Origin of the sequence: Pseudonocardia halophobica (assembly GCF_027922425.1) — a bacterium.
Lineage (GTDB): Bacteria > Actinomycetota > Actinomycetes > Mycobacteriales > Pseudonocardiaceae > Pseudonocardia > Pseudonocardia halophobica.
The window spans coordinates 392,244-417,704 of sequence record NZ_BSFQ01000001.1 but is presented as its reverse complement, the minus strand read 5'-3'; the positions used below and the strand labels follow the sequence as shown (position 1 = coordinate 417,704).

27 protein-coding genes are annotated in these 25,461 nt (G+C 73.7%); 19 read left to right on the top strand and 8 right to left on the bottom strand.

Annotated elements, in window-relative coordinates:
* Positions 1 to 53: 53 nt before the first annotated feature.
* Positions 54 to 947, bottom strand: coding sequence for a Gfo/Idh/MocA family protein (locus tag PKE99_RS02040; RefSeq protein ID WP_037041892.1), 894 nt, complete (start codon positions 945 to 947; stop codon positions 54 to 56).
* A 314-nt stretch (positions 948 to 1,261) separates the two neighbouring features.
* Between PKE99_RS02040 and PKE99_RS02035 the strand changes: the two genes are divergently transcribed.
* The gene (locus PKE99_RS02035) at positions 1,262 to 2,098 is read left to right on the top strand and encodes an NUDIX hydrolase (protein WP_037041893.1); all 837 of its coding nucleotides are present in this window, start codon (positions 1,262 to 1,264) and stop codon (positions 2,096 to 2,098) included.
* On the top strand, positions 2,095 to 2,886 hold the full coding sequence (locus tag PKE99_RS02030; RefSeq protein ID WP_037041894.1) for an MBL fold metallo-hydrolase: 792 nt from the start codon (positions 2,095 to 2,097) through the stop codon (positions 2,884 to 2,886). Before PKE99_RS02035 ends, PKE99_RS02030 begins: the two co-directional genes overlap by 4 nt.
* On the opposite strand, the gene PKE99_RS02025 is transcribed toward PKE99_RS02030, so the two are convergent.
* The 3 genes from PKE99_RS02025 to PKE99_RS02015 all read right to left on the bottom strand — a co-directional run bounded on the left by PKE99_RS02025 (position 2,875) and on the right by PKE99_RS02015 (position 5,278).
* Positions 2,875 to 4,089, bottom strand: a complete 1,215-nt coding sequence (locus PKE99_RS02025) for an MFS transporter (RefSeq protein ID WP_231498076.1) — start codon at positions 4,087 to 4,089, stop codon at positions 2,875 to 2,877. The two genes, PKE99_RS02030 and PKE99_RS02025, sit on opposite strands and share 12 nt — an antisense overlap.
* Positions 4,090 to 4,168: 79 nt before the next feature.
* Positions 4,169 to 4,843 carry a Crp/Fnr family transcriptional regulator gene (locus tag PKE99_RS02020; protein ID WP_037041895.1) on the bottom strand — a complete coding sequence of 225 codons (675 nt, stop codon included), beginning with the start codon at positions 4,841 to 4,843 and terminating at the stop codon, positions 4,169 to 4,171.
* Between the two features lie 186 nt (positions 4,844 to 5,029).
* Positions 5,030 to 5,278 carry a hypothetical protein gene (locus tag PKE99_RS02015; protein WP_037041896.1) on the bottom strand — a complete coding sequence of 83 codons (249 nt, stop codon included), beginning with the start codon at positions 5,276 to 5,278 and terminating at the stop codon, positions 5,030 to 5,032.
* 202 nt (positions 5,279 to 5,480) lie between these two features.
* Between PKE99_RS02015 and nth the strand changes: the two genes are divergently transcribed.
* From nth to PKE99_RS01990, 5 genes are read left to right on the top strand one after another with little or no spacing between them, the layout of a single operon-like run.
* The gene (nth, locus tag PKE99_RS02010; protein WP_037042397.1) at positions 5,481 to 6,230 is read left to right on the top strand and encodes an endonuclease III; all 750 of its coding nucleotides are present in this window, start codon (positions 5,481 to 5,483) and stop codon (positions 6,228 to 6,230) included.
* Positions 6,231 to 6,237: 7 nt separating this feature from the next.
* A complete protein-coding gene (locus tag PKE99_RS02005) occupies positions 6,238 to 6,888 on the top strand; it encodes a TlpA family protein disulfide reductase (protein WP_051736930.1) in 651 nt (216 codons plus the stop codon).
* Positions 6,885 to 7,607, top strand: a complete 723-nt coding sequence (locus tag PKE99_RS02000) for an NUDIX hydrolase (RefSeq protein WP_037041897.1) — start codon at positions 6,885 to 6,887, stop codon at positions 7,605 to 7,607. Before PKE99_RS02005 ends, PKE99_RS02000 begins: the two co-directional genes overlap by 4 nt.
* 25 nt (positions 7,608 to 7,632) lie before the next feature.
* Positions 7,633 to 8,829, top strand: a complete 1,197-nt coding sequence (locus PKE99_RS01995) for a MarP family serine protease (RefSeq protein WP_037041898.1) — start codon at positions 7,633 to 7,635, stop codon at positions 8,827 to 8,829.
* The gene (locus PKE99_RS01990; protein ID WP_037041899.1) at positions 8,826 to 9,245 is read left to right on the top strand and encodes a PaaI family thioesterase; all 420 of its coding nucleotides are present in this window, start codon (positions 8,826 to 8,828) and stop codon (positions 9,243 to 9,245) included. Before PKE99_RS01995 ends, PKE99_RS01990 begins: the two co-directional genes overlap by 4 nt.
* Here PKE99_RS01990 and PKE99_RS01985 read toward each other — a convergent pair.
* Positions 9,229 to 10,509, bottom strand: coding sequence for an adenylosuccinate synthase (locus PKE99_RS01985; RefSeq protein ID WP_037041901.1), 1,281 nt, complete (start codon positions 10,507 to 10,509; stop codon positions 9,229 to 9,231). The two genes, PKE99_RS01990 and PKE99_RS01985, sit on opposite strands and share 17 nt — an antisense overlap.
* A 44-nt stretch (positions 10,510 to 10,553) precedes the next feature.
* On the opposite strand from PKE99_RS01985, the gene PKE99_RS01980 reads away from it, so the two are divergent.
* The 9 genes from PKE99_RS01980 (at position 10,554) to PKE99_RS01940 (ending at position 18,478) form a co-directional block, all read left to right on the top strand.
* Positions 10,554 to 11,240, top strand: coding sequence for a hypothetical protein (locus tag PKE99_RS01980; protein WP_231498077.1), 687 nt, complete (start codon positions 10,554 to 10,556; stop codon positions 11,238 to 11,240).
* A gap of 82 nt (positions 11,241 to 11,322) precedes the next feature.
* Positions 11,323 to 11,625, top strand: a complete 303-nt coding sequence (locus PKE99_RS01975) for an urease subunit gamma (RefSeq protein ID WP_037041903.1) — start codon at positions 11,323 to 11,325, stop codon at positions 11,623 to 11,625.
* Positions 11,625 to 11,999 (top strand): urease subunit beta, encoded by a 375-nt coding sequence (locus PKE99_RS01970; protein ID WP_037041905.1) that lies wholly within the window; start codon positions 11,625 to 11,627, stop codon positions 11,997 to 11,999. The genes PKE99_RS01975 and PKE99_RS01970 overlap by 1 nt, the downstream gene beginning before the upstream one ends.
* Positions 11,996 to 13,738 (top strand): urease subunit alpha, encoded by a 1,743-nt coding sequence (locus tag PKE99_RS01965; RefSeq protein WP_051736931.1) that lies wholly within the window; start codon positions 11,996 to 11,998, stop codon positions 13,736 to 13,738. Before PKE99_RS01970 ends, PKE99_RS01965 begins: the two co-directional genes overlap by 4 nt.
* Positions 13,738 to 14,481, top strand: coding sequence for an urease accessory protein UreF (locus PKE99_RS01960; RefSeq protein ID WP_037041907.1), 744 nt, complete (start codon positions 13,738 to 13,740; stop codon positions 14,479 to 14,481). The genes PKE99_RS01965 and PKE99_RS01960 overlap by 1 nt, the downstream gene beginning before the upstream one ends.
* A gap of 22 nt (positions 14,482 to 14,503) precedes the next feature.
* On the top strand, positions 14,504 to 15,247 hold the full coding sequence (ureG, locus tag PKE99_RS01955) for an urease accessory protein UreG (protein WP_051736932.1): 744 nt from the start codon (positions 14,504 to 14,506) through the stop codon (positions 15,245 to 15,247).
* 1 nt (position 15,248) lies between these two features.
* On the top strand, positions 15,249 to 16,124 hold the full coding sequence (locus PKE99_RS01950) for an urease accessory protein UreD (RefSeq protein ID WP_051736933.1): 876 nt from the start codon (positions 15,249 to 15,251) through the stop codon (positions 16,122 to 16,124).
* 85 nt (positions 16,125 to 16,209) lie between these two features.
* Positions 16,210 to 17,439, top strand: coding sequence for an allantoicase (alc, locus tag PKE99_RS01945; protein ID WP_306470723.1), 1,230 nt, complete (start codon positions 16,210 to 16,212; stop codon positions 17,437 to 17,439).
* A 184-nt stretch (positions 17,440 to 17,623) separates the two neighbouring features.
* The gene (locus PKE99_RS01940; protein ID WP_197040499.1) at positions 17,624 to 18,478 is read left to right on the top strand and encodes a phytanoyl-CoA dioxygenase family protein; all 855 of its coding nucleotides are present in this window, start codon (positions 17,624 to 17,626) and stop codon (positions 18,476 to 18,478) included.
* A gap of 67 nt (positions 18,479 to 18,545) precedes the next feature.
* Here the strand turns inward: PKE99_RS01940 and uraH are convergent, their stop codons facing one another.
* A complete protein-coding gene (gene uraH / locus PKE99_RS01935) occupies positions 18,546 to 18,869 on the bottom strand; it encodes a hydroxyisourate hydrolase (protein ID WP_037042411.1) in 324 nt (107 codons plus the stop codon).
* Between the two features lie 155 nt (positions 18,870 to 19,024).
* Between uraH and PKE99_RS01930 the strand changes: the two genes are divergently transcribed.
* The 3 genes from PKE99_RS01930 (at position 19,025) to pucL (ending at position 22,333) form a co-directional block, all read left to right on the top strand.
* The gene (locus PKE99_RS01930) at positions 19,025 to 19,774 is read left to right on the top strand and encodes an aspartate/glutamate racemase family protein (RefSeq protein WP_037041908.1); all 750 of its coding nucleotides are present in this window, start codon (positions 19,025 to 19,027) and stop codon (positions 19,772 to 19,774) included.
* A 119-nt stretch (positions 19,775 to 19,893) separates the two neighbouring features.
* Positions 19,894 to 21,402 carry an NCS1 family nucleobase:cation symporter-1 gene (locus PKE99_RS01925; RefSeq protein WP_051736934.1) on the top strand — a complete coding sequence of 503 codons (1,509 nt, stop codon included), beginning with the start codon at positions 19,894 to 19,896 and terminating at the stop codon, positions 21,400 to 21,402.
* 34 nt (positions 21,403 to 21,436) lie between these two features.
* Positions 21,437 to 22,333, top strand: coding sequence for a factor-independent urate hydroxylase (gene pucL, locus PKE99_RS01920; protein ID WP_037041910.1), 897 nt, complete (start codon positions 21,437 to 21,439; stop codon positions 22,331 to 22,333).
* A gap of 79 nt (positions 22,334 to 22,412) precedes the next feature.
* Here pucL and PKE99_RS01915 read toward each other — a convergent pair whose 3' ends face one another.
* Together PKE99_RS01915 and PKE99_RS01910 are read right to left on the bottom strand one after the other, a co-directional pair.
* On the bottom strand, positions 22,413 to 24,014 hold the full coding sequence (locus tag PKE99_RS01915; protein WP_037041912.1) for an alpha/beta hydrolase: 1,602 nt from the start codon (positions 24,012 to 24,014) through the stop codon (positions 22,413 to 22,415).
* A gap of 157 nt (positions 24,015 to 24,171) precedes the next feature.
* Positions 24,172 to 25,437 (bottom strand): DUF6986 family protein, encoded by a 1,266-nt coding sequence (locus tag PKE99_RS01910; protein WP_037041914.1) that lies wholly within the window; start codon positions 25,435 to 25,437, stop codon positions 24,172 to 24,174.
* Positions 25,438 to 25,461 lie beyond the last annotated feature (24 nt).

Genomic DNA, 25,461 nt, shown 5'->3' with positions numbered 1-25,461 from the left:
CGAACGGGACACCAGGGCTGTTCTCGAACTCGAGAACAGCCCTCACGCCCCACCTACCCCCGCGCCAACTCCTCCGCCCGCGCCAGCACCCGCTGCACGTGGAGGCTGCGGGCGGCGGAGTGCGGGCCGTCGACGAGGCCATCGGCGACCGCGTCGAGCAGCTCGTCGAGGAGGACGGCGTAGGAGGCGGTCGCGTCGGCGGGGCGGTCGGTGAGCACGTGCCGACCGACCGAGCCGAAGGCCGTCACCTCCATCTCGGTGGGGTCGATCGGCAGCGCGAGCGAGAGCGTCAGGGTGCTGCGGGCGCCGCCGACGTGCCGCAGACCGACCTGCCAGAGGTCCGGCGCGCTCGCGTGGGCGAACTCGACGTCGACGACCTCGCCGAGCGCGGCGTCGAGCAGGTCGACCATGTGCGGGCCGATGTCGAGCAGCGCGCCCCGCTCGGCCCGCCAGGCCGACGCCGAGTACGGACCGCCGAGCAGCGCTCCGGAGAGCCAGCGGGCGGTGGCGGTGGTGTCGGCGTCGGCGGGACCGGCCGGGAGCCCGGCGAGCCAGGCACGGACCGGCGGGTGGAAGCGCAACGTGAACACGGTCGTCGAGCAGACTTCGGCCTCGGCGATCGCGGCCGCGGTGCGTTCGGCGGCGGGCAGCGTGTCGGCGAGCGGCTTGTCCAGGATCAGGTGCTTCCCCAGGGCCGCGGCCGAGGGGGCCAACGCGCCCTGCACCGCGGGCGGCACGGCGAAGGCGACGGCGTCGACGGCCTCGAACAGCTCCTCGACCTCGACGAACGGTGTGCCGCCGTGCAGTGCGGTGATCTCCCGGGCCGGCTCGGGCCGCCGCGTCCAGACGCCCGCCAGCTCCACCCCGGGATGGGCGGCGAGGGCGGGGGCGTGCACGGAGCGGGCCCACGGCCCGCCCCCGACGAGTCCGACGCGCAGCTGATCCACGGCCCCATCCTGCCCGCTCGCCCTGGCCGACCCGCGTCACGCACCCCTACACAGCCCTGAGCGCGTCATGGGTACACAGAGGCAGCAGGCCGCGGCGCACCCTCACGCGAGCAGAACACACCACCCCAACGCGCTATGGATCCACAACGCGGCCGAGAGCCCCACTCCGAGCGCGTCAGGGATCCATAACGCGACCGAGACCTCGCCCGAAGCGCCGTGGGGATCGATGAACCAGCCTCGATCCGTCCCGCGATGCGGGCGGCGTGGCCATCTTCACGGCCGACCCCCGGCGGGCGGCGGGTTAAGGTCCGGACGTGAGCGTCGCCGGTGACAACACGACCGAGAGCGCCGCGCAGCCGAAGCCGGCCGCGACGGTGCTGCTGCTTCGCGACGACCCGGCACCCCCGCCCGGTCGCGCCCCCCTGCAGGTCTTCCTGCAGCGCAGGGTGAAGCAGATGGCCTTCGCGGGTGGCATGACCGTGTTCCCGGGCGGCAGCGTCGACCCCTCCGACGTGCCCGACGCCGAGCGTTGGGCCGGCCCCGACCCCACCGAGTGGGCCGAGCTGATCGGCGTGACGCCGGAGGTCGCGGGGCAAGCCGTGTCCGCGGCCGTGCGCGAGGTGTTCGAGGAGACCGGCGTGCTGCTCGCGGGCCCGCCCGGCGGCGAGCCCGGCTCCCTCACCGCGCAGGCCCCGCTGTGGCGCAAGCAGCTCACCGAGCACACGCTCTCGCTGGCCCAGGTCCTGGTGGACTCCGGCTACGTGCTGCGCTCGGACCTGCTGCGGACCTGGGCGCACTGGGTGACACCGCCGCAGGAGGGCCGCCGCTACGACACGATCTTCTTCGTCGCGGGCATGCCGGCCGGTCAGGAGGCCGACGCGCACACGACCGAGGCCGTCGAGGCGACCTGGTGGTACCCCGAGGACGCGTTGGCGGCGTTCGACACCGGCGAGATGACGCTGATGCCGCCGACCCTGCTCTCGCTGCGGGACCTCTCCGCCTTCTCGACGACGGCCGAGGCGCTGGCCGGGTGCGCGGGCCGGGACATGACCCCGGTGCACCCGAAGTTCCGCAAGGACGACGCGGGCGTCCGGTACGTCATCCTCCCGGACGGCTCCGAGCACCAGTTCGCGCCCGCGCGGTCGGCGTGACCGCTCCGGCCTACGGCGTCCTGCGGGAGGTCACGCCGCTCGTCTCGGTGCTGCTGCAGAACAACCCCGGCCCGATGACGCTGGAGGGCACCAACACCTGGGTGCTGCGGGCGCCCGGGGTGGAGGAGTGCATCGTCGTCGACCCCGGCGAGGCGGACGACGAGGAGCACCTCGAGCGGCTCACGGCGCAGGGGCCCGTGGCCCGGATCCTGCTGACCCACCGGCACCACGACCACTGCGGCGCGGCCCGACGGCTCGCCGAGCTCACCAGGGCGCCGGTGCAGGCCCTGGACCCGAGCCTCGTGCTCGGCTCCGAGGCGTTGTCCGACGGCGACGTGGTGGCCGCGGCGGGGCTGGAGCTGCGGGTGGTGGCGACGCCCGGGCACACGTCGGACTCGACGTCGTTCCTGCTGGAGGGCCCGGGTGACGGGCCGCCGCCGCTGCTGGCCGGCGACATGATCCTCGGCCACGGCACCACCGTGATCGCGCACCCGGACGGCGCGCTCGCCCCGTACCTCTCCTCGCTGGACTGGTACGCCGACCTGCCGCCCGGCACCACCGTGCTGACCGGCCACGGCCCGGAGCTGCCCGACGCCGCGGCCGTCGCGACGTACTACCGCGAGCACCGCCACCAGCGGCTCGACCAGGTCCGCGAGGCCCTGCGCACGCTGCCCGAGGACCCGACGCCCCGGCAGGTGGTCGAGGTGGTGTACGCCGACGTCGACCAGCGGCTGTGGGACGCCGCGGAGCTCTCGGTGAAGGCCCAGCTGGACTACCTACGCGGCTGAGGGCGTCCCCTCGATCGTCCGGCGCCGGACCCAGAGCACGGCGCCGACGAGCAGGCCGGCCGCGCCACCGGTGAGGAAGGCCCCGGACGCCCCGGCCGCCTCGACCACGACCCCGGCCAGCGACTGGCCGACGGCAGCTCCCACGGTGATCGCCGTGACCACCCAGCCGAACGCCTCGGTGGCCGCGCCGCGCGGCGCCACGACCTCCACGATGAGCGAGTGCCCCGTGGTCTGCGGCGTGATGAGCCCGCCGGCCGCCAGCATGGCGATCACGAGCAGCACGAGCGAGTCCGCCACGCCCGCGAGCCACATGGCCAGCACCAGCACGCCGAACCCGGCGACCAGCACCGGCATCCGCAGGTGCAGCGCGCGGGGCCACGGCCGCATCCCGTAGAGGACGCCGACCAGCACGGAGGTGACCGACCAGGCCGACAGCAGCGCACCGCCCAGCCACGGCTCGCCGAGACCCGTGGCGACCGCGGGCACCCCGACCTCGACGGCGCCGACGACGAGCCCGAAGCCCAGCCCGGCCAGCGCGATCGTCCGCATGCCGGGGCTCGCGATCGCGCCCCACAGCGTCGCCCCGGTCGACGGGAGCGGCCGGCTGCCGCGCACGGGCCCGCTCAGCGCGAATCCCACCGTCCCGACGACGGTCGCGGCCACGGCCACCGCCGTGCCGGTCCCGGGCCAGGGCGTGGAGGCCAGCAGCGCGGCCACACCCGGCCCGAGGATGAAGAAGACCTCGAGGCTGATCGCCTCGTAGCTGTACGCCGCCTCGCGCCGCGGCCCGGACGGCACCAGCCGCTCCCACAGCGCCCGGGAGGCGCCGGGCATGGCGGGCATGACGAGCCCGGTGAACAGCGCGACCGCGACGACGACGGGCAGCGCGACCCGCGTCTCGACGGCCGCGACGAGCCCGCCCGCGCCCAGTGCGAACAACGTGGCGACGACCAGCAGCACGCCCGACGGCCCGCGCCGGTCCATCAGCCGGCCCTGCAGCACCGAGCCGAGCGCGACGCCGACCAGCGACCCCGCCGAGACGGCACCCGCCACCGCGAACGAGCCCGACTCGCGCTGCACGTAGAGCAGCGTGGCGAAGCTGAACATGGCGACCGGGAACCGGCCCACCGCGGAGGTGAGGACGGGCACGGTCGCACCGGGAGCGGTGACGGCCGCGCGGTAGTCGGCGAGCGAGACGGACACGCCGTCGAGGATCGCACGATCTGGTACGGCCGTACCAGTTATTTGCCGCACGCCACCACGAGGGTGGCGCGGGACGGTTCTACCGGGCGCGGCGGGCGAGCCGCTCGGGCTCCAGGATCAGCACGCTCTTGCCCTCGAGCCGCAGCCAGCCGCGGTGCGCGAAGTCCGCCAGCGCCTTGTTGACCGTCTCGCGGGAGGCGCCGACGAGCTGGGCGATCTCCTCCTGGGTCAGGTCGTGCGTGACGCGGAGCAGGCCGGACTCCTGCGACCCGAACTGACGGGCCAGCTGCAGCAGCGACTTGGCCACGCGGCCCGGCACGTCCGTGAAGATCAGGTCCGCGAGCATGTTGTTGGTGCGGCGCAGCCGGCGGGCCAGCACGCGCAGCAGCTGCTCGGCGATCTCCGGCCGCTTGCCGATCCACTCGCGCAGCGCGGCGCGGTCCATCGTGAAGGCGCGGACCTCGGTCACCGAGGTGGCCGACGACGTGCGCGGCCCCGGGTCGAAGATCGACAGCTCGCCGAACATGTCCGACGGGCCCGCGACCATCAACAGGTTCTCCCGGCCGTCGGGGGACTTCCGGCCGATCTTCACCTTGCCGCTGGCGATGATGTAGAGCCGGTCACCCGGCTCGCCCTCGCTGAAGATGACGTGCCCACGCGGGAACTCCACGGGCTCCAGGGTCTGGGCCAGCACCTCGGCGGCGTGCGGCTCCACACCCTGGAAGATCCCTGCCCGGATCAGAACATCGTCCACAACACCTGCTCCTCGTCCACATCCACCGCAGCCACGCGGCGGATCATCGGCGCGCCAGTCTAGGGGGTCGCTCCGCACAGTGTGACGAGACGACGTGTGAACACCATGCCCGGATTGGGGTACCCGGGCACCGCGGACCGACCCGTTCGGCCCCCCTTCCCGGCCGACCCTCACGGGCCGAACGGGCTACGAGGAGACTTTACTCCGGCGTGTCCCGCGCCTCCCGCCCCGGTTGCGCAGGCGGAAGAGCTCCAGCGCGCGGACGGTGCCCTGGCGGAACAACGCGCGCACCTCGTCGGGGCGGGGACGCTCGAGCAACTCGTCGAGCTCGTCCTGCCGCACGGTGGACTCCCGCATCCGGGACTCGACACGCTCCATACCGAGCGCGAAGAACATCACCAGGAGCGGCACGAGGACGGCTAACCAGGCAGTCATGTCACGGTCGATGATGGCCTACCCCCGGCACCCCGGCCCCACCGGGGCCCCCGCGTGTCGGGATCGATGCGCGATCGAGACCCGTCACCTGCGGCAACGGCCCGTCACCCTGCGTACCGCGCCCGAGGTTGTCGGTGGGTCGCCGTAGTCTCGCCGTGTGACCACCACACTCCGGCGTCCCACCAGCCGCGAGGTCGCGAAGCTGTCCGCGCGGATCGCCGCCGGCGAGAGCGGGATCGGCCGCGCCCGGCGGGTCGGGCGGATCCTGCGGGCGCTCGCCGTCGCGTACCCCGACGCGCACTGCGAGCTGGACTTCACGAACCCGCTCGAGCTCGCCGTCGCCACGATCCTGTCCGCGCAGTCGACCGACAAGAAGGTCAACGAGATCAGCCCGGCGCTGTTCGCCCGCTACCGCACCGCGGCGGACTACGCGGGCGCCGACCGCACCGAGCTGGAGGAGTACGTCCGGCAGACCGGCTTCTACCGCAACAAGGCGAACGCGCTGATGGGCCTGGGCGCCGCCCTCGTCGAGCGGTTCGACGGCGAGGTCCCCGGGAACCTCGACGATCTCGTCACCCTGCCGGGAATCGGGCGGAAGACCGCGAACGTCATCCTGGGCAACGCGTTCGGCGTCCCCGGCATCACCGTGGACACCCACTTCGGCCGGCTCGTGCGCCGCTGGGGCTGGACCACCGAGGAGGACGCGGTCAAGGTCGAGCACGAGGTCGGCGACCTGGTCCCGAAGAAGGACTGGACCATGGCGTCGCACTACGTGATCTTCCACGGGCGCCGGGTCTGCCACGCCAAGAAGCCGGCCTGCGGGGCCTGCACGCTGGCGATGGACTGCCCGTCGTTCGGCCTCGGCCCCACCGACCCGGTCGCGGCCGCGAAGTTGGTCAAGGGTCCGGAGGCGCCGCACCTGCTGCAGCTGGCGGGGCTGGGCGGGGAATGAGCCACCGATGAGCACCGGACCCCGGGCCGTCCTGCGGCGGCACCGGTCCGAGCTGGTCAGCACGCTGGTGGTGGTGGTGCTGGTGGTGATCGGGGTCGTCGCACTGTGGCCGCGCGACCCCGCCCCGTCCGGAGGCACGGCAGGCGGCGCGACCACCACGGCCGCGCCCGATCCCGCCCGGCTCGCCGATCTGCGGGCGCGGGCGGACCTGCCGCCCTGCCCGTCGGGCACCGGCGGGGCCGGCCCGCTCGCCGGGGTCGTCGCCCCCTGCCTGGCCGACGGCACGCCGGTCGACGTCGGCGGCGCGCTCGCCGGCCGCACCGCGCTGGTCAACGTGTGGGCGTCGTGGTGCGCCCCGTGCCGCGAGGAGCTGCCCGCGCTCGCCGGGTACGCCGCCCGCCCCGGCGCGGCGCCCGTCCTGCTCGTCGACATCCAGGACACGGACGAGGCGGCGCTCGCGCTGCTCGCCGAGATCGGCGTCCGGCTCCCGTCGGTCACCGATCCCGAGGGCGCGCTGCGGGCCGGGCTGGCGGTGCCGCCGGCCATCCCGGCCAGCTACGTCGTGCGGGCGGACGGCTCGGTGGCACGTGTCGACCCGCCGGTTCCCTTCGGGTCGGCCGACGAGGTGGCGGCCGCGGTGGGCAAGCTGTCCTCATGACCGACGTGCACCCGGAGGCGGCGCCCGCCTTCCTGGAGCCGCTGCTGGGCTCGCTCGACAGCGTCGAGGCCTACGACCTCGCCCCCCACCGCGTCCCGCCGCCCGCGGGCGGCCCGAGGGCGGCCGTGCTGATGCTGTTCGGCGAGAGCCCGCAGGGGCCGGACGTGCTGCTCGTCGAGCGCGCCTCCACGCTGCGCAACCACGCCGGCCAGGTGGCCTTCCCCGGCGGCCGGATCGACCCGGGCGACGCCGGACCGCTCGGCGCCGCGCTGCGCGAGGCCGAGGAGGAGACCGGGCTGGACCCCGCGGGCGTCGTCCCGCTGGCGCTGCTGCCCGAACTGTTCATCCCGCCGTCGGGCTTCGTGGTGACCCCGGTGCTGGGCTACTGGGCCGAGCCGAGCGCGGTGCACGCCGTGGACCCGGCCGAGACGGCGGCCGTCGTCCGGGTGCCGGTGGCCGACCTCGTCGACCCCGCGAACCGCATCACCGTGCACCACCCCAGCGGGCACCGCGGCCCGGCCTTCCTGGTGGCGGGGGTGCTCGTGTGGGGTTTCACCGGGGGCCTATTGTCCGGCCTGTTGGATCGCGCGGGATGGGCGCATCCCTGGGACGAGTCCCGGGTCGTGGACCTGGGCGCGGCGTGGTCGGCAGCTCGCTCGGCACGCGATGGCGACCGGAACGGACGCCGACAGGACGGGCAGGAGGCTGCGGGCACGTGAGGCGGACCCACCACGAGGACCAGCGATGAGCTGGGTGGACGTCGCGGTCGTCGTCCTGGCCCTGATCGCGGCGGTGTCCGGGTGGCGGCACGGGATGGCGGTCGCGCTGCTGTCCTTCGTCGGCGTGCTCGGCGGCGCGATCATCGGTGTCCGGGTGGCTCCGCTGCTGGTCGCGGACATCCAGGCGCAGACCACGCGGATCATCGTGAGCATCGTGGTGGTCGTGCTCCTGGTCGCGCTCGGCGAGACCCTCGGCGTCTACCTGGGCCGCAAGATCCGCGACCGGATCCGCGGCGAGCGCTTCCTCGCGGTCGACTCCACGCTGGGCGCGATCGTGCAGGCCGTCACGGTGGTGATCGCCGCGTGGCTGGTGGCGCTGCCGCTGGCCTCGGCGAGCTTCCCCGGCCTGGCCGCCAGCGTGCGCCAGTCCGAGGTGCTCAAGGGCGTCGACGCGGTGATGCCGGACCAGGCCCGCTCGCTGCCCGCCGAGCTGCGCACGCTGCTGGACCGCTCCGGCTTCCCGGACGTGCTGAGCCCCTTCCAGGCCACCCCGATCCAGCAGGTCGGCCCGCCGGACCCGGCGCTGCTCAACCTGCCGATCGTGTCCGAGGTGCGCGGCAGCGTGCTCAAGGTGCACGGCCGGGCGCCGTCCTGCCAGCGCCAGCTGGAGGGCACCGGGTTCGTGGTCGCGCCGCAGCGGGTCATGACGAACGCGCACGTCGTCGCCGGGACCACGGACACCACGGTCGAGGTCACGACGTCGTCGAACCGCATCCGCCAGCTCGACGCCCGGGTGGTCAGCTACGACCCGGAGATCGACGTCGCGGTGCTGGCCGTGCCGGACCTCGAGGCCGATCCGCTGAGCTTCGCGCAGGCGCCGGCCACCCCGGGGGACGACGCGATCATCCTCGGCTACCCGCTCGACGGCCCGTACACGATCTCGGCCGGCAAGGTGCGCGACCGCATCCAGCTGCGCGGCCCGGACATCTACGACGCCAACACCGTGACGCGGGACGTCTACACCGTGCGCGCCAAGGTCCAGTCCGGGAACTCCGGCGGCCCGATGATCGCGCCGGACGGGCAGGTCCTGGGCGTGGTCTTCGGCGCGGCGCTCGACGACTCGGAGACCGGCTTCGTGCTCACGGCGCAGCAGGTGGCGCGGGCGCTCGGGAACGCGCCGGGGCTCACCCGCTCCGTCGACACCGGCTCCTGCGCGGCATGACCGGCGCGAACGGGGTGCCCGAGGGATTCGTGCCCCTGCCGACGTCGGCGTTCGTCGAGCACCTCGGCGGGCTCTACCACGCTCCCGAGGCGCCGGAGCACACGTTCGGCATGCGGGTCGGGCCGGAGCACGCGAACGTCCGCGGCCGGGCGCACGGCGGGTTCCTGGCGACCGCGGTCGACGTGGCCACCTCCCGCGGTGCCCGCGCCGCGATGGGCGACGGGTCCGGGGTCAGCACCGTCACGATGACGATGGACTATCTCGCGCCGGTCGACGTGGGCGAGTGGATCCAGCTGGTCACGACGGTGGACCGGGTCGGCGGGCGGACCGTGTTCGCCACGTGCCGGGTCACCGCGGGCGACCGGCTGGTCGCCCGCGGCTCCGTGGTGCTGGCGCGGATCAGACCTCGCGCGTGATCGTCTGGTCCCGGCCCGGCCCGACGCCGATGGCCGAGACCGGCGCGCCGGTGAGCTCCTCGATGCGGTGCACGTAGTCCCGCGCGGCGGCCGGCAGGTCGTCGAACTCGCGGACGCCCGAGATGTCCTCGAACCAGCCCGGCATCTCCTCGTAGACCGGCACGGCGTGGTGGATGTCCGTCTGGGTCATCGGCATGTCGTCGACGCGCTTGCCGTCGACCTCGTAGGCCACGCAGATCGGCACCCGGTCGAGCGAGGAGAGCACGTCGAGCTTGGTGAGGAAGAAGTCCGTGATGCCGTTGACGCGCTGGGCGTAGCGGCCGATCACGGCGTCGAACCAGCCGCAGCGCCGCGGGCGGCCGGTGGTCACGCCGACCTCGCCGCCGGTCTTGCGCAGGTACTCGCCCGAGGCGTCGAACAGCTCGGTCGGGAAGGGGCCGGAGCCGACGCGCGTGGTGTACGCCTTGAGGATCCCGATGACCCGGTCGATCTTGTTCGGCCCGATGCCCGAGCCGACCGCGGCGCCGCCAGCGGTGGGGTTCGAGCTGGTCACGAAGGGGTAGGTGCCGTGGTCGACGTCGAGCAGGGTGCCCTGGGAGCCCTCGAGCAGGATCGTCTCGCCCGCCTCGAGCGCCTGGTTCAGCAGGAGCCGGGTGTCCGCGATCCGGTGCTTGAAGCCCTCGGCCTGCGCGAGCACGCCGTCGACGACCTCGGCCGGGTCCATCGCCCGCCGGTTGTAGACCTTGACCAGCACCTGGTTCTTGAAGTCGAGGGCCGCCTCGACCTTCTGGTGCAGGATCTTCTCGTCGAGCACGTCCGCCACCCGGACGCCGACGCGCGCCACCTTGTCCTGGTACGCGGGGCCGATGCCGCGGCCCGTGGTGCCGATCTTGGACTTGCCCAGGAAGCGTTCGGTCACCTTGTCGATGGCCACGTGGTACGGCATGATCAAGTGCGCGTCCGCGCTGATCATCAGGCCCGTCGTGTCCACCCCGCGGTTCTCCAGGCCCTTCAGCTCCTCGAGCAGCACGCCCGGGTCGACCACCACGCCGTTGCCGATCACGTTCTTGGCGCCCGGGGTGAGGATGCCCGAGGGGATCAGGTGCAGCGCGAAGTCCTGCCCGTCGGGCAGCACCACGGTGTGGCCGGCGTTGTTGCCGCCCTGGTAGCGCACCACCCACTGCACGGACCCGCCGAGCAGGTCCGTGGCCTTGCCCTTGCCCTCGTCGCCCCACTGGGCACCGATCAGCACGATCGCCGGCATGTGAAACTCCAGTCCTGGCTTGCGGCGGGAGGGTAACCGATCAGGTGGCTTCGATCGATCAGGAACTGGTGCTGCTGACCTGTGGCGACAGGCCGGTGCGCCGTTTCCCGTTCCACGGTAGCCGCCCGGCGGCGCGGCTCGGACGGGTGCCCGGCGTGCTGGCCCACGTCCCGGCCGTCGCGCTGCCGGCGCGGCCCGGCAAGGACGACGTGGACCCGGTGCTCAAGGAGCGCGAACCCCGCCGGGTGATCGTCCACGGGGACGACGCCGACCTGGCGTCCGTGCTGGTCAGGCTGCTGCGACGGGAGCTGCTCCACGTCGAGGTGGCGTTCGTGCCCGCCGTGCGGCGCTCGGCCGTCGCGATGGCCTGGGAACTGCCGCGCGACGCGGCGGCCCTCGCCCTGGACGGCCCCGCCCGCCCCACGCCCCTGATCCGGGACGACGCGGGCGGCGTGCTCGTCGGCCGCGGGGTGGTCCGGGACGTCGAGGGCGAGGCCTACTGCGACAACACGCTGGTGCTGCGCGGACGGGTGCGCCGGCTGGTCGCGGTGCCGGGGCCGGGTGGGGTGTCGGCGCTGCCCGGCAAGGGGGTGCGGGCGGCCACCGGGCGGGCGCTGCAGATCGGCTCCACGGGCGCCCGGATCGAGGTCGAGGGCGTGCCGCACCCGCGGCCCGCGCCCCGCTGGACCTGGTACCGGCACACCGCGGACTGGCTGCTCGTGCGTCCCTGACCTGCGGTGATCCCGGGCAGTGCCGCGCGGATGTCTGGCACGCGAAACGGTGCGGAAACATCCGGGCCGTAGAACTGTCGCCATGCATCTGAGCCCCCAGGAGCGCGACAAGCTCCTCGTGCACGTCGCCGCCGACGTGGCGCGGGCGCGGCAGTCGCGCGGCCTGCGCCTGAACCACCCCGAGGCGGTGGCGTTGATCACCGATCACGTCCTGGAGGGCGCGCGTGACGGCCGGAGCGTGGTCGAGCTCATGGACTCGGGGCGCGCCGTCCTGAGCCGCGAGCAGGTGCTCGCGGGCGTGCCCGAGATGGTCGACTCGGTGCAGGTCGAGGCCACCTTCCCGGACGGCACCAAGCTCGTCACCGTCCACTCGCCGATCGTCTGATGGCGGGCGGGGCGACGTCCGGGGGCTGGGCCCCCGGCCAGATCATTCCGGACGACGAGCCGGTGGAGCTGAACCCGGGGCGGGAGCGGACCACGCTCGTCGTCACGAACACCGGGGACCGGCCTGTGCAGGTCGGTTCGCACTTCCACTTCGCCGCGGTGAACCCGGGCCTGGCGTTCGACCGCGAGGCGGCCTGGGGCACCCACCTCGACATCCCGGCGGGGACGAGCGTGCGGTTCGAGCCGGGCGTCGAGAAGGAGGTCGTGCTCGTCCCGCTGGCCGGGAAGCGGCAGGTCCCGGGCCTGCGCGCCGAGTACGCCGGCGGGCTGGACTCGCGCTCCGCGGAGCCCACCGAGAGGAACTACGGCGGATGAGCAGTACTCCACCCACCCCGCCGACTCCGTCGGCTGCCGTCCCCCGGATCCAGCGGGGCCGCTACGCCGACCTCTTCGGCCCGACGACCGGGGACCGGATCCGGCTCGCCGACACGAACCTGCTGATCGAGGTCACCGAGGACCGCTCGCGTGGCGCCGGGTCCGGCGACGAGGTGCTCTTCGGCGGCGGCAAGGTGATCCGCGAGTCCATGGGCCAGTCCGCCGTGACGTCGGCCGAGGGCGCGCCGGACCTGGTGATCACCGGCGTGGTGATCCTCGACCACTGGGGCGTCGTCAAGGCGGACGTCGGCATCACGGACGGCCGGATCACCGGGATCGGCAAGGCCGGCAACCCGGACACCATGGACGGCGTCGACTTCGTGATCGGCCCGTCGACCGAGGTCCTCTCCGGGAACGGCAAGATCCTCACGGCGGGCGGCATCGACGCCCACGTCCACTTCATCACCCCCGGCCTGGTCGACACCGCGCTGGCCGCGGGCATCACGACGCTGGCCGGCGGCGGCACCGGGCCGGCCGAGGGCACCAAGGCCACCACCGTCACGCCCGGCCCGCGGAACCTGAGAAGGATGCTGCAGGCGCTGGACCACCTGCCCGTCAACATCCTGCTGATGGGCAAGGGCAACACGGTGTCGGCGGACGCGCTGTGGGAGCAGCTGCGCGCGGGTGCGGGCGGGTTCAAGCTGCACGAGGACTGGGGCACCACCCCGGCCGTGATCGACGCCTGCCTGCGGGTGTGCGAGGAGTCCGGTGTGCAGGCCGCCATCCACACCGACACGCTCAACGAGGCCGGCTTCCTCGAGTCGACGCTCGAGGCGATCGCCGGACGCTCCATCAACGCCTTCCACACCGAGGGCGCGGGCGGCGGGCACGCGCCGGACATCATCGAGGTGGTGGGGACGGGCCACGTGCTGCCGTCGTCGACCAACCCGACCCGGCCGCACACCGTCAACACGCTCGACGAGCACCTCGACATGCTGATGGTCTGCCACCACCTCAACTCCTCGGTGCCCGAGGACCTGGCCTTCGCCGAGAGCCGGATCCGGCCGACGACGATCGCCGCCGAGGACCTGCTGCACGACATGGGCGCCATCTCGATGATGAGCTCGGACTCGCAGGCGATGGGCCGGATCGGCGAGGTGATCATCCGGACCTGGCGGACGGCGCACGTGATGAAGGAGTCCCAGGGCGCGCTCGAGGGGCCCGCGGACAACCTGCGCGCCCGGCGGTACGTCGCGAAGTACACGATCAACCCGGCGCTGGCGCACGGCATGGCCTCGCAGATCGGGTCGGTCGAGGTGGGCAAGCTGGCGGACCTGGTGCTCTGGGAGCCGAAGTTCTTCGGCGTGCGGCCGGACGTCGTGCTCAAGGGCGGGTTCATCGCGTGGGCGCAGATGGGGGACGCCAACGCCTCCGTCCCCACCCCGCAGCCGGTGTTCGCGCGCCCGCAGTTCGGGGCGGCGCCGCTGGTGGCGTCGGCGACCTCGCTGAACTTCGTGGCGTCCGTGGCGATGGGGACCGACGCGCTCTCCGGCCTGGCGAAGGGCGCGGTGGCGGTGGACGACACGCGCTCGATCACCAAGGCGTCGATGCTGCTCAACGACGCGACGCCGGCGGTCGAGGTCGACCCGGACTCCTTCGAGGTCCGCATCGACGGGACCGTCGTGCAGCCCGCGCCGGTGTCCGAGCTGCCGATGGCGCAGCGGTACTTCCTGTTCTGATGCCGGGTCTCGCATCCCTCGTGCTCGCCGACGCCCGGTTCCCCGGCGGTGGGCACGTGCACTCCGGCGGGCTGGAGGAGGCCGTCTCCCGCGGCCTCGTCTCGTCCGTGGATTCCCTGGAAGGCTTCCTCCTGGGGCGGTTGCGGACCGCGGGCCTCGTCGCGGCTGCGTTCGCCGCGGCCTCCGTACCCGTGAGTGCCCACTGCCCCTCTAGCGGCACTTCCCACTCACGACCCCCGCTGACCTGCGACGACGCCGATGTGACCCGCTCGCGGTTCGCGGAGCTGGACGCAGAGCTGGAGGCCCGGACCCCGAGCGCGGCGCAGCGGGAGGCCTCGCGGGCGCAGGGGCGGGGGACGCTCCGGGCGGTCCGCGCCGCCTGGCCGTCGCCCGTGCTCGACGACCTCGTCGCTGTCCACCCGCGCCCCCACCATCCGCTGCTGGTCGGCGCGGTGTGCGGGGTCGCCGGCGAGCCGCCGGGGGAGGCCGCGCGATGCGTCGCGTACCTCGCCGTCTCCGGGCCGGCGTCCGCGGCGGTGCGGCTGCTCGGGCTGGATCCCTTCGCCGTCAACGCCGTGCTGGTCCGGCTCGGCCCCGCGTTGGAGAGCGTCGTGGCGGAGGCGGTGTCGGCGGCCGGGGCTCCCTCGTCCGACCTGCCCGCGCCGGGCGCCCCCGTGCTCGACCTCATGGCGCAGGCCCACGTCGACCAGCACCGCGGGCGCCTGCGGTTGTTCGCCTCCTGACCCCGATGAACGGAGCACGCCGATGAGCGGCGACCACACGCATCAGCACGGCCCCACCGGTCAGCACGGTCACGGCCACCTGGTCTCCTTCGACCCCACCGAGTCCGAACCCGACCACCACGCCGCCCCGCCCGCGCAGGGCCGCGCGCTGCGGATCGGGATCGGCGGGCCCGTCGGCTCCGGCAAGACCGCACTGGTCGCGGCGCTCGCCCGCAGCCTGGGCGAGCGGGTCCGGCTCGCCGTCGTGACGAACGACATCTACACCACCGAGGACGCGGACTTCCTGCGCCGCAACGCCGTGCTCCCGCCGGAGCGGGTCGAGGCCGTGCAGACCGGCTGCTGCCCGCACACCGCGATCCGGGACGACATCACCGCCAACCTCGACGCCATCGACACCCTCGAGGAGCGCTTCGCCTCCCGTGACGGGCAGGGGCTGGAGCTGGTGCTGGTGGAGAGCGGCGGCGACAACCTCACCGCCGTGTTCAGCCGCGGGCTGGTCGACGCGCAGATCTTCGTGGTCGACGTCGCCGGCGGGGACAAGGTGCCGCGCAAGGGCGGCCCGGGCGTCACCACCGCGGACCTGCTGGTGATCAACAAGACCGACCTCGCGCCGCTGGTCGGGGCGGACATGGACGTGATGACCGGGGACGCCCGCCGGATCCGGGGCGAGCTGCCGGTGATCACGCAGTCGCTGGTGGAGGACCCGTCGGCCGGCGAGGTCGGCGCCTGGGTGCTCGACCGGCTCGCCACGCGGGTGGCCGCCTGACATGCACGCCCGGGCCGTCCTGACCGTCGAGCGGGGAGCCGGCGGGCGCAGCGTCGTGCGGGAGCTGCGGTCGCAGTCCCCGCTCTCGCTCGTGCCCCGGCGCGGCACCGCGGCGGCGGCCGACCCCGGGGTGACGGTCCACATGGTCGGCTCGGCGAGCACGCCCCTGGCGGGCGACGACGTCGAGCTCGACGTCCACGTCCGCCCCGGCGCCGACCTGGTCCTCACCGGCCTCGCGGCGGCCGTGGCCCTGCCGGGGACCGACCGACCCAGCTCCCTGACGATCCGGGTGGGGCTCGACGAGGGCGCCTCGCTGCAGTACCTCCCCGAGCCGACGGTGATCACCGCCCGGGCGCACCACCGCACGCTGCTGCATGTCCAGCTGCATCCGACCGCCCGGCTGCGCGCCCGCGAGGTGCTGGTGGCGGGGCGCGCGGGGGAGCCGAGCGGGCGGTACCGGGGCACGGTGCGGATCGAGGAGACCGGTGAACGGCCCTCTCGCTCACCAGGCATGCGCGAGGGCGCCGTTCGTGCGACACCCCTGCTGCACCAGACCCAGGAGCTGGGCGACGCCGCGCTGCAGGACTCGGCCGCGCACCTCGCCGGGCGTCGCGTGCTGGGCACCGAGGTGCTGCTCTGGGGCGAGGACGGGGAGGCCGCGGCCGGGAGCTGGTGGTCGCTCGCCCCGCTCGCCGTGCGCGGCAGCCTCGCCACCGCCGTCGGGCCCGACGCGGTGAGCACTCAACGAGCCCTCGCCGAGGCCGTCGCGGCCCACCCCGGCTGGACCGCCGGGACAGTGCACGACAGTGCCGTTCGTGCGCCAGGTACGCACGGAAGTGCCGTTCGTGCAGCCGGAACCCGCACCGAGGCACCGTGACCCGGGCCGCGCGCGCTGTCCGGGCCGAGCGAGTTCGTGATCGACGAAATCGGCTGACCGGCCGACTGCCGCGACGAGGAGACCGATGACCCGGCCCGACACCCGACCCGCACGCACCCGTTCCTCGGAGGCGGCCCGCCTCGACGGGCCCGACATGGACGCGGACTTCGTGCGGCTGCCCGACCTCGCCGCGCGGCGGCTCGGCGGGGCGGTCGTCGCGGCCAACGACGACTTCTTCGCCGACCGCGCCGCGCTCGTCATGCCCGGTCCGGTGCAGCCGCGCAGCGAGTTCGGCTACCGCGGCAAGGTCTACGACGGCTGGGAGACCCGCCGGCGCCGCGAGCCCGGCTCCGACCACGCGATCGTGCGGCTGGGGATCCCGGGGATCGTGCACGGCGTCGTCGTCGACACCTCGTACTTCCGCGGCAACTACCCGCCCGAGATCTCGGTCGAGGCCACCGCGCTGGAGGACTACCCGGGCGAGGAGGAGCTGGCCGCGGCCGAGTGGGAGACGCTGGTGCCGCGCTCGCCGGCGAAGGGCGACCGGGCCAACGTCTACGACGTCCGCAACCCGCACCGCTGGACGCACGTCCGGCTGACCATCCACCCCGACGGCGGGGTCGCGCGGTTCCGGGTCCACGGCGAGGCGGTGGTGGACCCACGGCTGCTGCACGGCACCGTCGACCTGGCGGCGCAGGACCGCGGCGGGCTCATCATGACCTGCTCGGACATGTTCTTCTCGTCGCCGGCGAACCTGCTGCTCCCCGGGCCCGCCCGCACGATGGGGGAGGGCTGGGAGACGGCGCGCCGCCGGGACTCCGGCAACGACTGGGTGGTCGTCGCACTGGCGGGACCGAGCCGGCTGCGCGACATCGAGTTCGACACCAGCCACTTCGTGGGCAACGCCCCCGGCGAAGTGCAGATCAGCGGCTGCCGCGTGGACGGCCCGATCTCGCCCGACGCGCTGGTCTCGCGGGTGTGGACGCCCATCGTGCCGCGCCGGACGGTCCGGCCCGACACCCCGCACCGCTTCGGCATCCGGCCGGGCTCCCCGGTCGTCACGCATCTGAAGATCGATATCTACCCCGACGGCGGGTTCGCCCGGCTGCGCGCCAACGGCGAGCTGACCGACGGCGGGGTGGAGACCGCGGCGGGTCGCTGGCTCGACGCCCTCCCCCCGATGCACCTGCGCGACGCCCTCACCGGCGCGGGCCTCGATCCGGCCCTGATCAACGGCGCCCTCCGCGCCGCCCGCGCTCCCGGCTCGGAGTGGCCGCAGGAGCTGCTCGACGCCTTCGCCCCCCGCCGCCCCTGATCCCCTGTGACCGGCGATGGTCGTCAGCGACTTGTTCCTGCTCAGGGACGATGAGACATCTGCTGTCTCAGCACATCGAGGACACCGAGCAGCCTTGACGCAAACGTCACCGCGGTGTCTTGCGCGGCACCGGACGCGCCGGTCATGCTCGGTGAACCAAGTGGTTCACACCTGTGGAGGCACCGTGCAGACGCTCGACCTGGGCGCGTTCACCGATCTCGGCGTGCACACACCCGACGAGCCGGCCGTGGCCGCGGAGTTCTACCGCCGTTGGGGGTTCGTGGTGCTCCGCGACCTGCTCCCGGCCCCGCTGCTCGAGCGGATCGAGGCCGAGTGCGTGGCCGCCCAGCAGGAGGTGCTCGCCGGCACCGCCGACCCCCGGTACGGCTCGACCAAATACCTCGACGACGAGGGCAAGGTCGAGAAGTTCGTCAACTACGTCGAGCACGTCGAGGAGCTGGCGCCCGGCGTCGAGGAGGCCCTGGCCCTGCCCGCGCTGCGGGCACTGGTGGCCGACCTGCTCGGCGAGGGCTTCTGGCGCAACCGGAACGGCGTGGTCTACCAGGACGCGCGGCCGGGCCGGGAGTCCGGCTACAGCCGCATCGGCTGGCACGCCGACTGGCAGGCCGTGCCGCACCTGGACATCTGGCCCGGCACCGCCTTCACCATCCACGTCGACGGCACCAGCCCGGCCAACGGCTTCCTGCGCGTCGTACCCGGCAGCCACCTGTGGGCCACGCCCTCGCCCTTCGAGAACGTCAACGGCGCGGTGGTCCCCGAGGGCGCCCCGGGGGCGCGCGGCTACACCGACACCCCGCCGCCCTTCCCGATGCCGCTGGGCTTCGAGAAGGTCCGCGGCGAGCTCCCGGTGTACGCCGAGCGCGGGGACGTGATCCTGCACGACGCGTTCCTCTGGCACTCCGCCGCCCGCGCGACCGACGACGCCACCGTCCGCCGGCACGTCCGCGGCGGCTGGCAGGGCGGCGACCCGGGCCTGCGCGACACCGAGACGGGCTTCGTGAAGAACGCCGCCCGCTGAGTCGTCGCAGGTCAGCCGGGGTTGTGAGTGCCTACTGCCGCTCTAAGGGCAGTTGCCGCTCACGGGGTCAGGAGCCGCGGTAGGTCGTGTACGAGTACGGGGAGAGCAGGAGCGGGACGTGGTAGTGGCCGCGCTCGGGGTCGGCGATGAAGGCGATCGTGACCTCGGGGAAGAAGGCCTCCTGCCCCGTCGCGGCGTGGTAGGCGCCCGTCGCGAACACCGCGGTCCAGGTCCCCGGGGCGGGCGGGCCGGTGTACAGGTCGCCGACCCGCCCGTCCGCGTCGGTGGTGCCCGTGTGGACCGTGCCGTCCGGCGCGGTCAGGGTCACCGCGACGCCGGCGGCCGGGCGGCCGAGGGCGGCGTCGAGGACGTGCGTGCTGATGCCTGCCATGCCGCAGAGCATCGCAGGAGGGACTGGCAATAACCCGAAATGGCTCGGGGAAGTCGTTCACGTCGTCGTTACAAGATATCCGCCCGAGGCCCGGAATTGCGAACGTGCGGCTAGCGTCGACACCGAGTCCGGCGCACGGGAAAGGACGGACCGCGGTGCTGCTCACGGTCATCAACCCCAACACCACGGAATCAATGACGGCGACCATCGGGAGGGCCGCCGCCGCCGTCGTGTCGCCCGGCACGACGGTCCGGGCGGTCACCCCCGCCACCGGTCCGGCGTCGATCGAGAGCCACTACGACGAGGCGCTGGCCGTCCCCGGGCTGCTGGCCGAGATCGCGGCCGGCGAGGAGGCGGGCTCGGACGGCTACGTCATCGCCTGCTTCGGCGACCCCGGCCTCGACGCGGCGCGCGAGCTCGCCCGCGGCCCGGTCGTCGGGATCGCGGAGGCCGCCATGCGCACCGCGAGCTACCTGGGCCGGGGTTTCAGCGTGGTCACGACGCTCGGCCGGACCGTCGGACGGGCCCAGGACCTGGCGGAACACTACGGCGCCGCCCGCTTCTGCCGCGGCGTGCGCGCCTGCGCGATCCCCGTCCTGGAGCTCGAGGACCCCGCCTCGGGCGCGCGCGAGCGGATCACCGAGGAGTGCCGCCGGGCCGTCGCCGAGGACGGGTCGGACGCGATCGTCCTCGGCTGCGCGGGCATGGCGGACCTCTGCGCGCACATCTCGGCGGCGGTCGGGGTGCCGGTGGTCGACGGCGTCGCGGCCGCCACCCGGACCGTCGAGTCGCTCGTCGCGCTGGGCCTGCGCACCGGGGACCGCGGCGAGTTCGCGCGGCCCCCGGCGAAGCCCTACACCGGACTGCTGCGCCATTTCCGGCTCGGGGTTGCGGATAGATGTTGAGACTGCGTTGACCCCCGCGTCGGTCTCGTGAATTCCGCGGCCGTATCCCTCTTTCGGGTACGGCGGCCACCTACCGTCGTCCGCACTGGACTTCTGGTCGGCGGAGGGCGGAGCGGGAGATGACGGAATCGGTGGACGCGACGGCGGGGAACGCGCCGGTCGCCACGAGCGGCACGCCGGGCGAGGTGAAGGCCGGGTACGACGAGCGGCTCACCAACGAGGACCTCGCGCCCCTGAGGAAGCAGAGCTGGAAGTCCTACAACTTCTTCGCCTTCTGGATGTCCGACGTGCACAGCGTCGGCGGGTACGTCACCGCCGGCTCGCTGTTCGCCCTCGGCCTGGCCGCCTGGCAGGTGCTGGTCGCGCTGCTGATCGGCATCACGATCGTCTACTCCCTGTGCAACCTGGTCGCCAAGCCTTCGCAGGCCACGGGCACGCCGTACCCCGTGATCTCCCGCGTGTCCTTCGGCGTGCTCGGCGCCAACATTCCCGCGATCATCCGCGGCCTGATCGCGGTGGCCTGGTACGGCATCCAGACCTACCTGGCCTCGCACTCGCTGGTCATCGTCGCGTTGAAGCTGTGGCCCGGGCTCGCCCCGTACGCCGAGGTCGGGCGGTACGGCTTCGCCGGGCTGTCGCTGCTGGGCTGGATCTGCTTCCTCGCCATGTGGGTGCTGCAGGCCGCGGTGTTCTGGCGCGGCATGGAGGCCATCCGCAGGTTCATCGACTTCTGCGGACCGGCCGTCTACGTCGTGATGTTCCTGCTGGCCGGCTACCTGGTGATCGAGGCGGGTTGGAGCAACATCGACCTCAACCTCTCCGAGGTCGACCTGTCGGGCTGGCAGTCCGTGGGCGTCATGCTCACGGCCATCGCGCTGATCGTGTCCTACTTCTCGGGCCCGATGCTCAACTACGGCGACTTCGCCCGCTACGGCCGGACGTTCACGGACGTGAAGAAGGGCAACTTCCTCGGCCTGCCGCTGAACTTCGTCGTCTTCGCCCTGCTCGTGGTGATCACCGCCGCCGCCACCCTGCCGGTGTTCGGCCGGCTGATCACCGACCCGGTCGAGACGGTCGCGGAGCTGGACAGCACGTTCGCGGTCGTCCTCGGGGCGCTCACGTTCATGATCGCCACGATCGGCATCAACATCGTGGCGAACTTCGTGTCCCCGGCCTTCGACTTCTCCAACGTCAACCCGCAGAAGATCAGCTGGCGGATGGGCGGCATGATCGCCGCCGTGGGGTCCGTGCTGATCACGCCGTGGAACCTCTACTCCAGCCCCGAGGTCATCCACTACACGCTGGACACCCTGGGTGCCTTCATCGGCCCGCTCTACGGCGTCCTGATCGCCGACCACTACCTGATCAAGAAGGGCCGGGTCGTCGTCGACGACCTGTACACGCTCGAGGCCGACGGCACCTACCACTACCGCAAGGGCTACAACCCGGTCGCGATCGTCGCGACGGCCGTCGGCGCCGTCGTCGCCATGGCCGTGGTCCTCTTCGGCTCGACGACGGCCGCCGCCTTCAGCTGGTTCATCGGCGCGGCCCTGGCGTTCGTCCTGCACTGGGTGATCTCGCGGAGCCGGACCGGTAGCACGCCGGAGCCCGCCGCCGACCCGGCCTGAGCGGAGCACACCACGCACGACCACCGGAGGACGAATGGGCATCTCGCTCGGCTACAACCAGTACGGCAAGGCGGAGTGCCACCTGGTGCACGTGGACCGGTCGACGCCGGTCCACGCGATCACCGACATCACCGTGACCAGCCAGCTGATCGGCGACTTCGCGGACACGCACCTGACGGGCGACAACGGCACGGTCATCGCCACCGACACCCAGAAGAACACCCTGTACGCGCTCGCCCGGCAGCACGGCGTCGGGTCGCCGGAGGCGTTCGGGCTGCTCCTGGCCCGGTACTTCGTCGACGGCTTCGCGCAGGTCACGGGCGCGCGGCAGGAGGTGAACCTGGACCACTGGGAGCGGATCTCGACCACCGAGGGCGGGCCCCACGACCACGCGTTCAGCAGGGCCGGCTCCGAGGTCCGGACGTGCGTGGTGACCAAGCACGGGGCCGAGGAGACGGTCGTCTCCGGGCTCACCGGACTGACGGTGCTCAAGAGCACCGGCAGCGAGTTCCACGGGTTCCCGGACGTGCCGTACACCTCGCTCGTCGAGACGGACGACCGGATCCTCGCCACGGCCGTCACCGCCCGGTGGCGGTACCTCGGCACGGACGTCGACTGGGACAAGTCCTTCACGTCGATCCGGCAGATCCTGCTCGACCGCTTCGCGCAGACCCACAGCCTGTCGCTGCAGCAGACGCTGTACACGATGGGCGAGGCGGCGCTGGCGGCCCACCCGGAGGTCGCGGAGATCCGGTTCTCCATGCCCAACAAGCACCACTTCCTGGTCGACCTCGAGAAGTGGGGCCTCGACAACCCCAACGAGGTCTGGTTCGCCGCCGACCGGCCCTACGGGCTGATCGAGGCGTCGATCGTCCGCGACGACGTGCCCCCGGCCCCGGGGGCGTGGGAAGGGGTCAAGGGCTTCATCTGATGGCGCCGACCCCATGGACTCCACGGACCACGCGCGAGGGCCCGGCGGCAGACGACTGCCGCCGGGCCCCGGTCGTCGGTCAGCTGTCCGCGAATCGGCAGTGCGGGTCCTCGGTCGGCACCTTCAGCTTCACGAGGTAGGCGCCCACCGCCGAGTCCACGCAGGAGTTCCCCTGCAGCACAGCGGTGTGCCGGGTCCCCTCGACCGTGATCAACTGCGAGCCCAGCGCCGCGGCCAGGTCGACACCCGCCTGGTAGGGCGTGGCCGGGTCACCCGTCGTCGAGACCACCAGGGTGGGTGGCAGGCCTTCGGCGTGCGGCAGGTGCGGCTGGGAGGTCGGGGTGACCGGCAGCATCGCGCAGGTGTCGAGGGCGCCGTCGCCGGCCGGCAGGCCCGGGTCCGCGAACGGGGCCGCCTCGGCGGCCCGCCGCTGCAGGTCCGCGCGCTCCGCCGCGCCCGCCATCGGGCCGCCGTCGACGCAGTTCACGATCATGAGCGCCTCCTGGTCGTTGCCGTAGCTGCCGTCCGGACGGCGGCCGTAGTACCCGTCGGCCTCCGTCATCAGCGGGGTCCCGTCACCGGCGCGCAAGGCCTGCAGGCCCTGCGTCAGGCCCGGCCAGGCCGCCGGGTTGTAGAGCGAGGCGATCACGGCGGTCACGGCGTCGGAGTAGGAGAGGGTGCGCCCGTCGGACACGGGCGCGGGGTGGTCGAGCAGCGGCCGGGTCAGGGCCTGGAACTCCGCCGTCGTCCGCGACGGGTCCGTCCCGAGGGGGCAGTCGGCCCGCTGCGCACAGTCCGCGGCGTAGGCGTCGAAGGCGCCCTGGAAGCCGGTCATCTGCGCGATCGCGCCCTCGGCCGCCGTCTGCGTCGGGTCCACGGCACCGTCGAGCACCATGGCGCGGACGTTCTGCGGGAACATCTCCGCGTACGTCGCGCCGATCCGGGTGCCGTAGGAGTAGCCGAGGTAGGTCAGCTTCTCGTCGCCGAGCGCCGCGCGCAGGACGTCCATGTCGCGCGCCACGTCGCGGGTGCCCGAGTTGGCCAGCACGTCGGCGCCGCCGGAGCGCTGCACGCAGTTCTCGGCGTCCTGCCGCGCCCGCGCCTCGATGGCCGCGGTCCCCTCGGCGACGAGGCCGCGGAGGGACTCGGCCCGGGCGGCGTCCCACTCCGCGTCGGTGGTGCAGTCGATCGTCGGCGTGCTCTTCCCGACCCCCCGCGGGTCGAAGCCGACGATGTCGAACACGCCGGCCGCCCCCTGCGCCGCGAAGGCCGCCGCCATCTCCACGCCCGAACCGCCCGGACCACCGGGGTTCAGGACGAGCGAGCCGATGTGGTTCACGCTCTCGCCCGCCGCACGCAGGACGGCGATCTCCGCGGTCCGGCCCTCCGGCTTCGCGTAGTCGAGCGGCACGGTCAGGCGCGCGCACTCCACCCCGGGCGCGCCGAACAGCTCGCGCTCGCGGTCGTCGTCGGCGAGCGGGAGGCACGGGCCCCAGGCCAGCACCTGCGAGTAATAGGGCGCGAGCGGCGCCGGCGGCTCGACCGGTGCCGCGGCGACGGGTGCCGGTGCCGGCGTCGGTGCCGTCAGCAGTATCCCCGGCACCGCACACGACGAGAGCACCGCCGCCCCGGCCGCGGCGAGCACGGCGACCGCCGCCCGCCTGGTTCTCCTGGTCCCCACAGTCCTTCCTCCCCGATCCTCCGCGGGCCCGGCCACGGGTCCGCGGCGGGTTCAGCGGAGGATGGGGGTGCGGGGCTCACCCGGACGAGGGAGCGCACACCCGAACCGGCGGGGGCGAACCCGACGGCCAGGGTGGGGCCGGCCCCGTCCGAGCCGGTCAGCGCGGGGAACGCGTGGTGCGGCGGGCGAGCCGGGACAGCTCGGCGAGGCCGGCGCCGGCGGCCTTCTCGACCCACGCGCCGTCGAGCGCGCCGCAGTCGATGCCGCGCAGCAGGAACCCGGAGAGCGCGGTGGCCGTGGCGGGCTCGTCGAGGAAGCCGGAGTCGGCACGCTCGCGGTAGGCCCGCAGCCGGGACGCGGCCGAATCGGCCGCGCCGCGGAAGAAGGCGAACACCGCGGTGAACCGGCTGGGCAGCTGGGCCGGGTGCAGGTCCCAGCCCTGGTAGAAGCCGCGTTCGAGGGAGCGCCGGACGAGCCGGCCGTGCAGGGCCCAGGCCGCCCGCACCGCCTCCGGGCTCCCGACCGGCAAGACGTTGGTGGATCCGTCGGAGAGCCGCACGCCCGTCCCCGCCGCCGCCACCTGCATCACGGCCTTGGCGTGGTCGGCCGCCGGGTGCTCCATGCTCTGGTACTCCGCGGCGATGCCGAGCGAGGCGGAGTAGTCGTAGGTGCCGTAGTGCAGGCCCGAGCAGCGGCCCTCCGCGGCGGCGATCATGCCGGGCAGCGGGGAGGCGCCGTCGAGCCCGATCACGGTCTGCGGGGTCTCGACCTGGATCTCGAAACGGAGCGTGCCGGCGGGCAGGCCGTGCGCCTCCTCGAGCGCGTCGAGCACCGCGACGAGCGCGGTGACCTGGGCCGGCGCGGTGACCTTCGGCAGCGTGACGACGAATCCCGCCGGCACTCCGCCGCGCGCCGCCAGCTCGGCCACGAACGCGGTCAGCGTGTGGATCCCGCGACGGCGGGTGGCCGCCTCCAGGCTGCGGAACCGGATCCCCGTGAAGGGCGGTGCGGTCCCGGCGTCGACGGCGGCGACGAGCTCCGCGGCCGCGCGGCGGACCTCGGCGTCCTCCTCGGCGTCGGGCCGCACGCCGTAGCCGTCCTCGAAGTCGATCCGCAGGTCCTCGATCGGCTCGGTGACGAGCTTGTCCCGCACCCGGGCACGCAGCGCGTCGGCCCCGCCGGCGGGGATCCCCCAGCACGCAGCCAGCTCGGCCTGGCCGGGGGCGTGCGAGTCGAACACCTCGCAGGCAGTGGCACCCCAGGCGGCGGACACGGATCGGTCGAAGCGGTCCGCCGGCACGTACACCGTGTGCACGGGCTGGCGGGTCCCGACGTCGCCGGGATACGCGGTCGCGAGCACGGCGTCGACCGGGGCGAGGTCGCGGTCGACCGCGGTCGCCAGTTCCTCGGCGAGATCCGTCATGGACGGATCCTGCCCCACCGGGGG

Bases quoted from the DNA above. Each gene is read 5' to 3' on its own strand.
- alc (WP_306470723.1), top strand. From the start codon at position 16,210: ATGACCCGGCCCGACACCCGACCCGCACGCACCCGTTCCTCGGAGGCG.
- PKE99_RS02015 (WP_037041896.1), bottom strand. From the start codon at position 5,278: ATGACTGCCTGGTTAGCCGTCCTCGTGCCGCTCCTGGTGATGTTCTTC.
- PKE99_RS01975 (WP_037041903.1), top strand. From the start codon at position 11,323: ATGCATCTGAGCCCCCAGGAGCGCGACAAGCTCCTCGTGCACGTCGCC.
- PKE99_RS01965 (WP_051736931.1), top strand. From the start codon at position 11,996: ATGAGCAGTACTCCACCCACCCCGCCGACTCCGTCGGCTGCCGTCCCC.
- ureG (WP_051736932.1), top strand. From the start codon at position 14,504: ATGAGCGGCGACCACACGCATCAGCACGGCCCCACCGGTCAGCACGGT.
- PKE99_RS01910 (WP_037041914.1), bottom strand. From the start codon at position 25,437: ATGACGGATCTCGCCGAGGAACTGGCGACCGCGGTCGACCGCGACCTC.
- PKE99_RS01960 (WP_037041907.1), top strand. From the start codon at position 13,738: ATGCCGGGTCTCGCATCCCTCGTGCTCGCCGACGCCCGGTTCCCCGGC.
- PKE99_RS01990 (WP_037041899.1), top strand. From the start codon at position 8,826: ATGACCGGCGCGAACGGGGTGCCCGAGGGATTCGTGCCCCTGCCGACG.
- PKE99_RS01970 (WP_037041905.1), top strand. From the start codon at position 11,625: ATGGCGGGCGGGGCGACGTCCGGGGGCTGGGCCCCCGGCCAGATCATT.
- pucL (WP_037041910.1), top strand. From the start codon at position 21,437: ATGGGCATCTCGCTCGGCTACAACCAGTACGGCAAGGCGGAGTGCCAC.
- PKE99_RS01925 (WP_051736934.1), top strand. From the start codon at position 19,894: ATGACGGAATCGGTGGACGCGACGGCGGGGAACGCGCCGGTCGCCACG.
- PKE99_RS02000 (WP_037041897.1), top strand. From the start codon at position 6,885: ATGACCGACGTGCACCCGGAGGCGGCGCCCGCCTTCCTGGAGCCGCTG.
- PKE99_RS01985 (WP_037041901.1), bottom strand. From the start codon at position 10,509: ATGCCGGCGATCGTGCTGATCGGTGCCCAGTGGGGCGACGAGGGCAAG.
- PKE99_RS02005 (WP_051736930.1), top strand. From the start codon at position 6,238: ATGAGCACCGGACCCCGGGCCGTCCTGCGGCGGCACCGGTCCGAGCTG.
- PKE99_RS01950 (WP_051736933.1), top strand. From the start codon at position 15,249: ATGCACGCCCGGGCCGTCCTGACCGTCGAGCGGGGAGCCGGCGGGCGC.
- uraH (WP_037042411.1), bottom strand. From the start codon at position 18,869: ATGGCAGGCATCAGCACGCACGTCCTCGACGCCGCCCTCGGCCGCCCG.
- PKE99_RS01995 (WP_037041898.1), top strand. From the start codon at position 7,633: ATGAGCTGGGTGGACGTCGCGGTCGTCGTCCTGGCCCTGATCGCGGCG.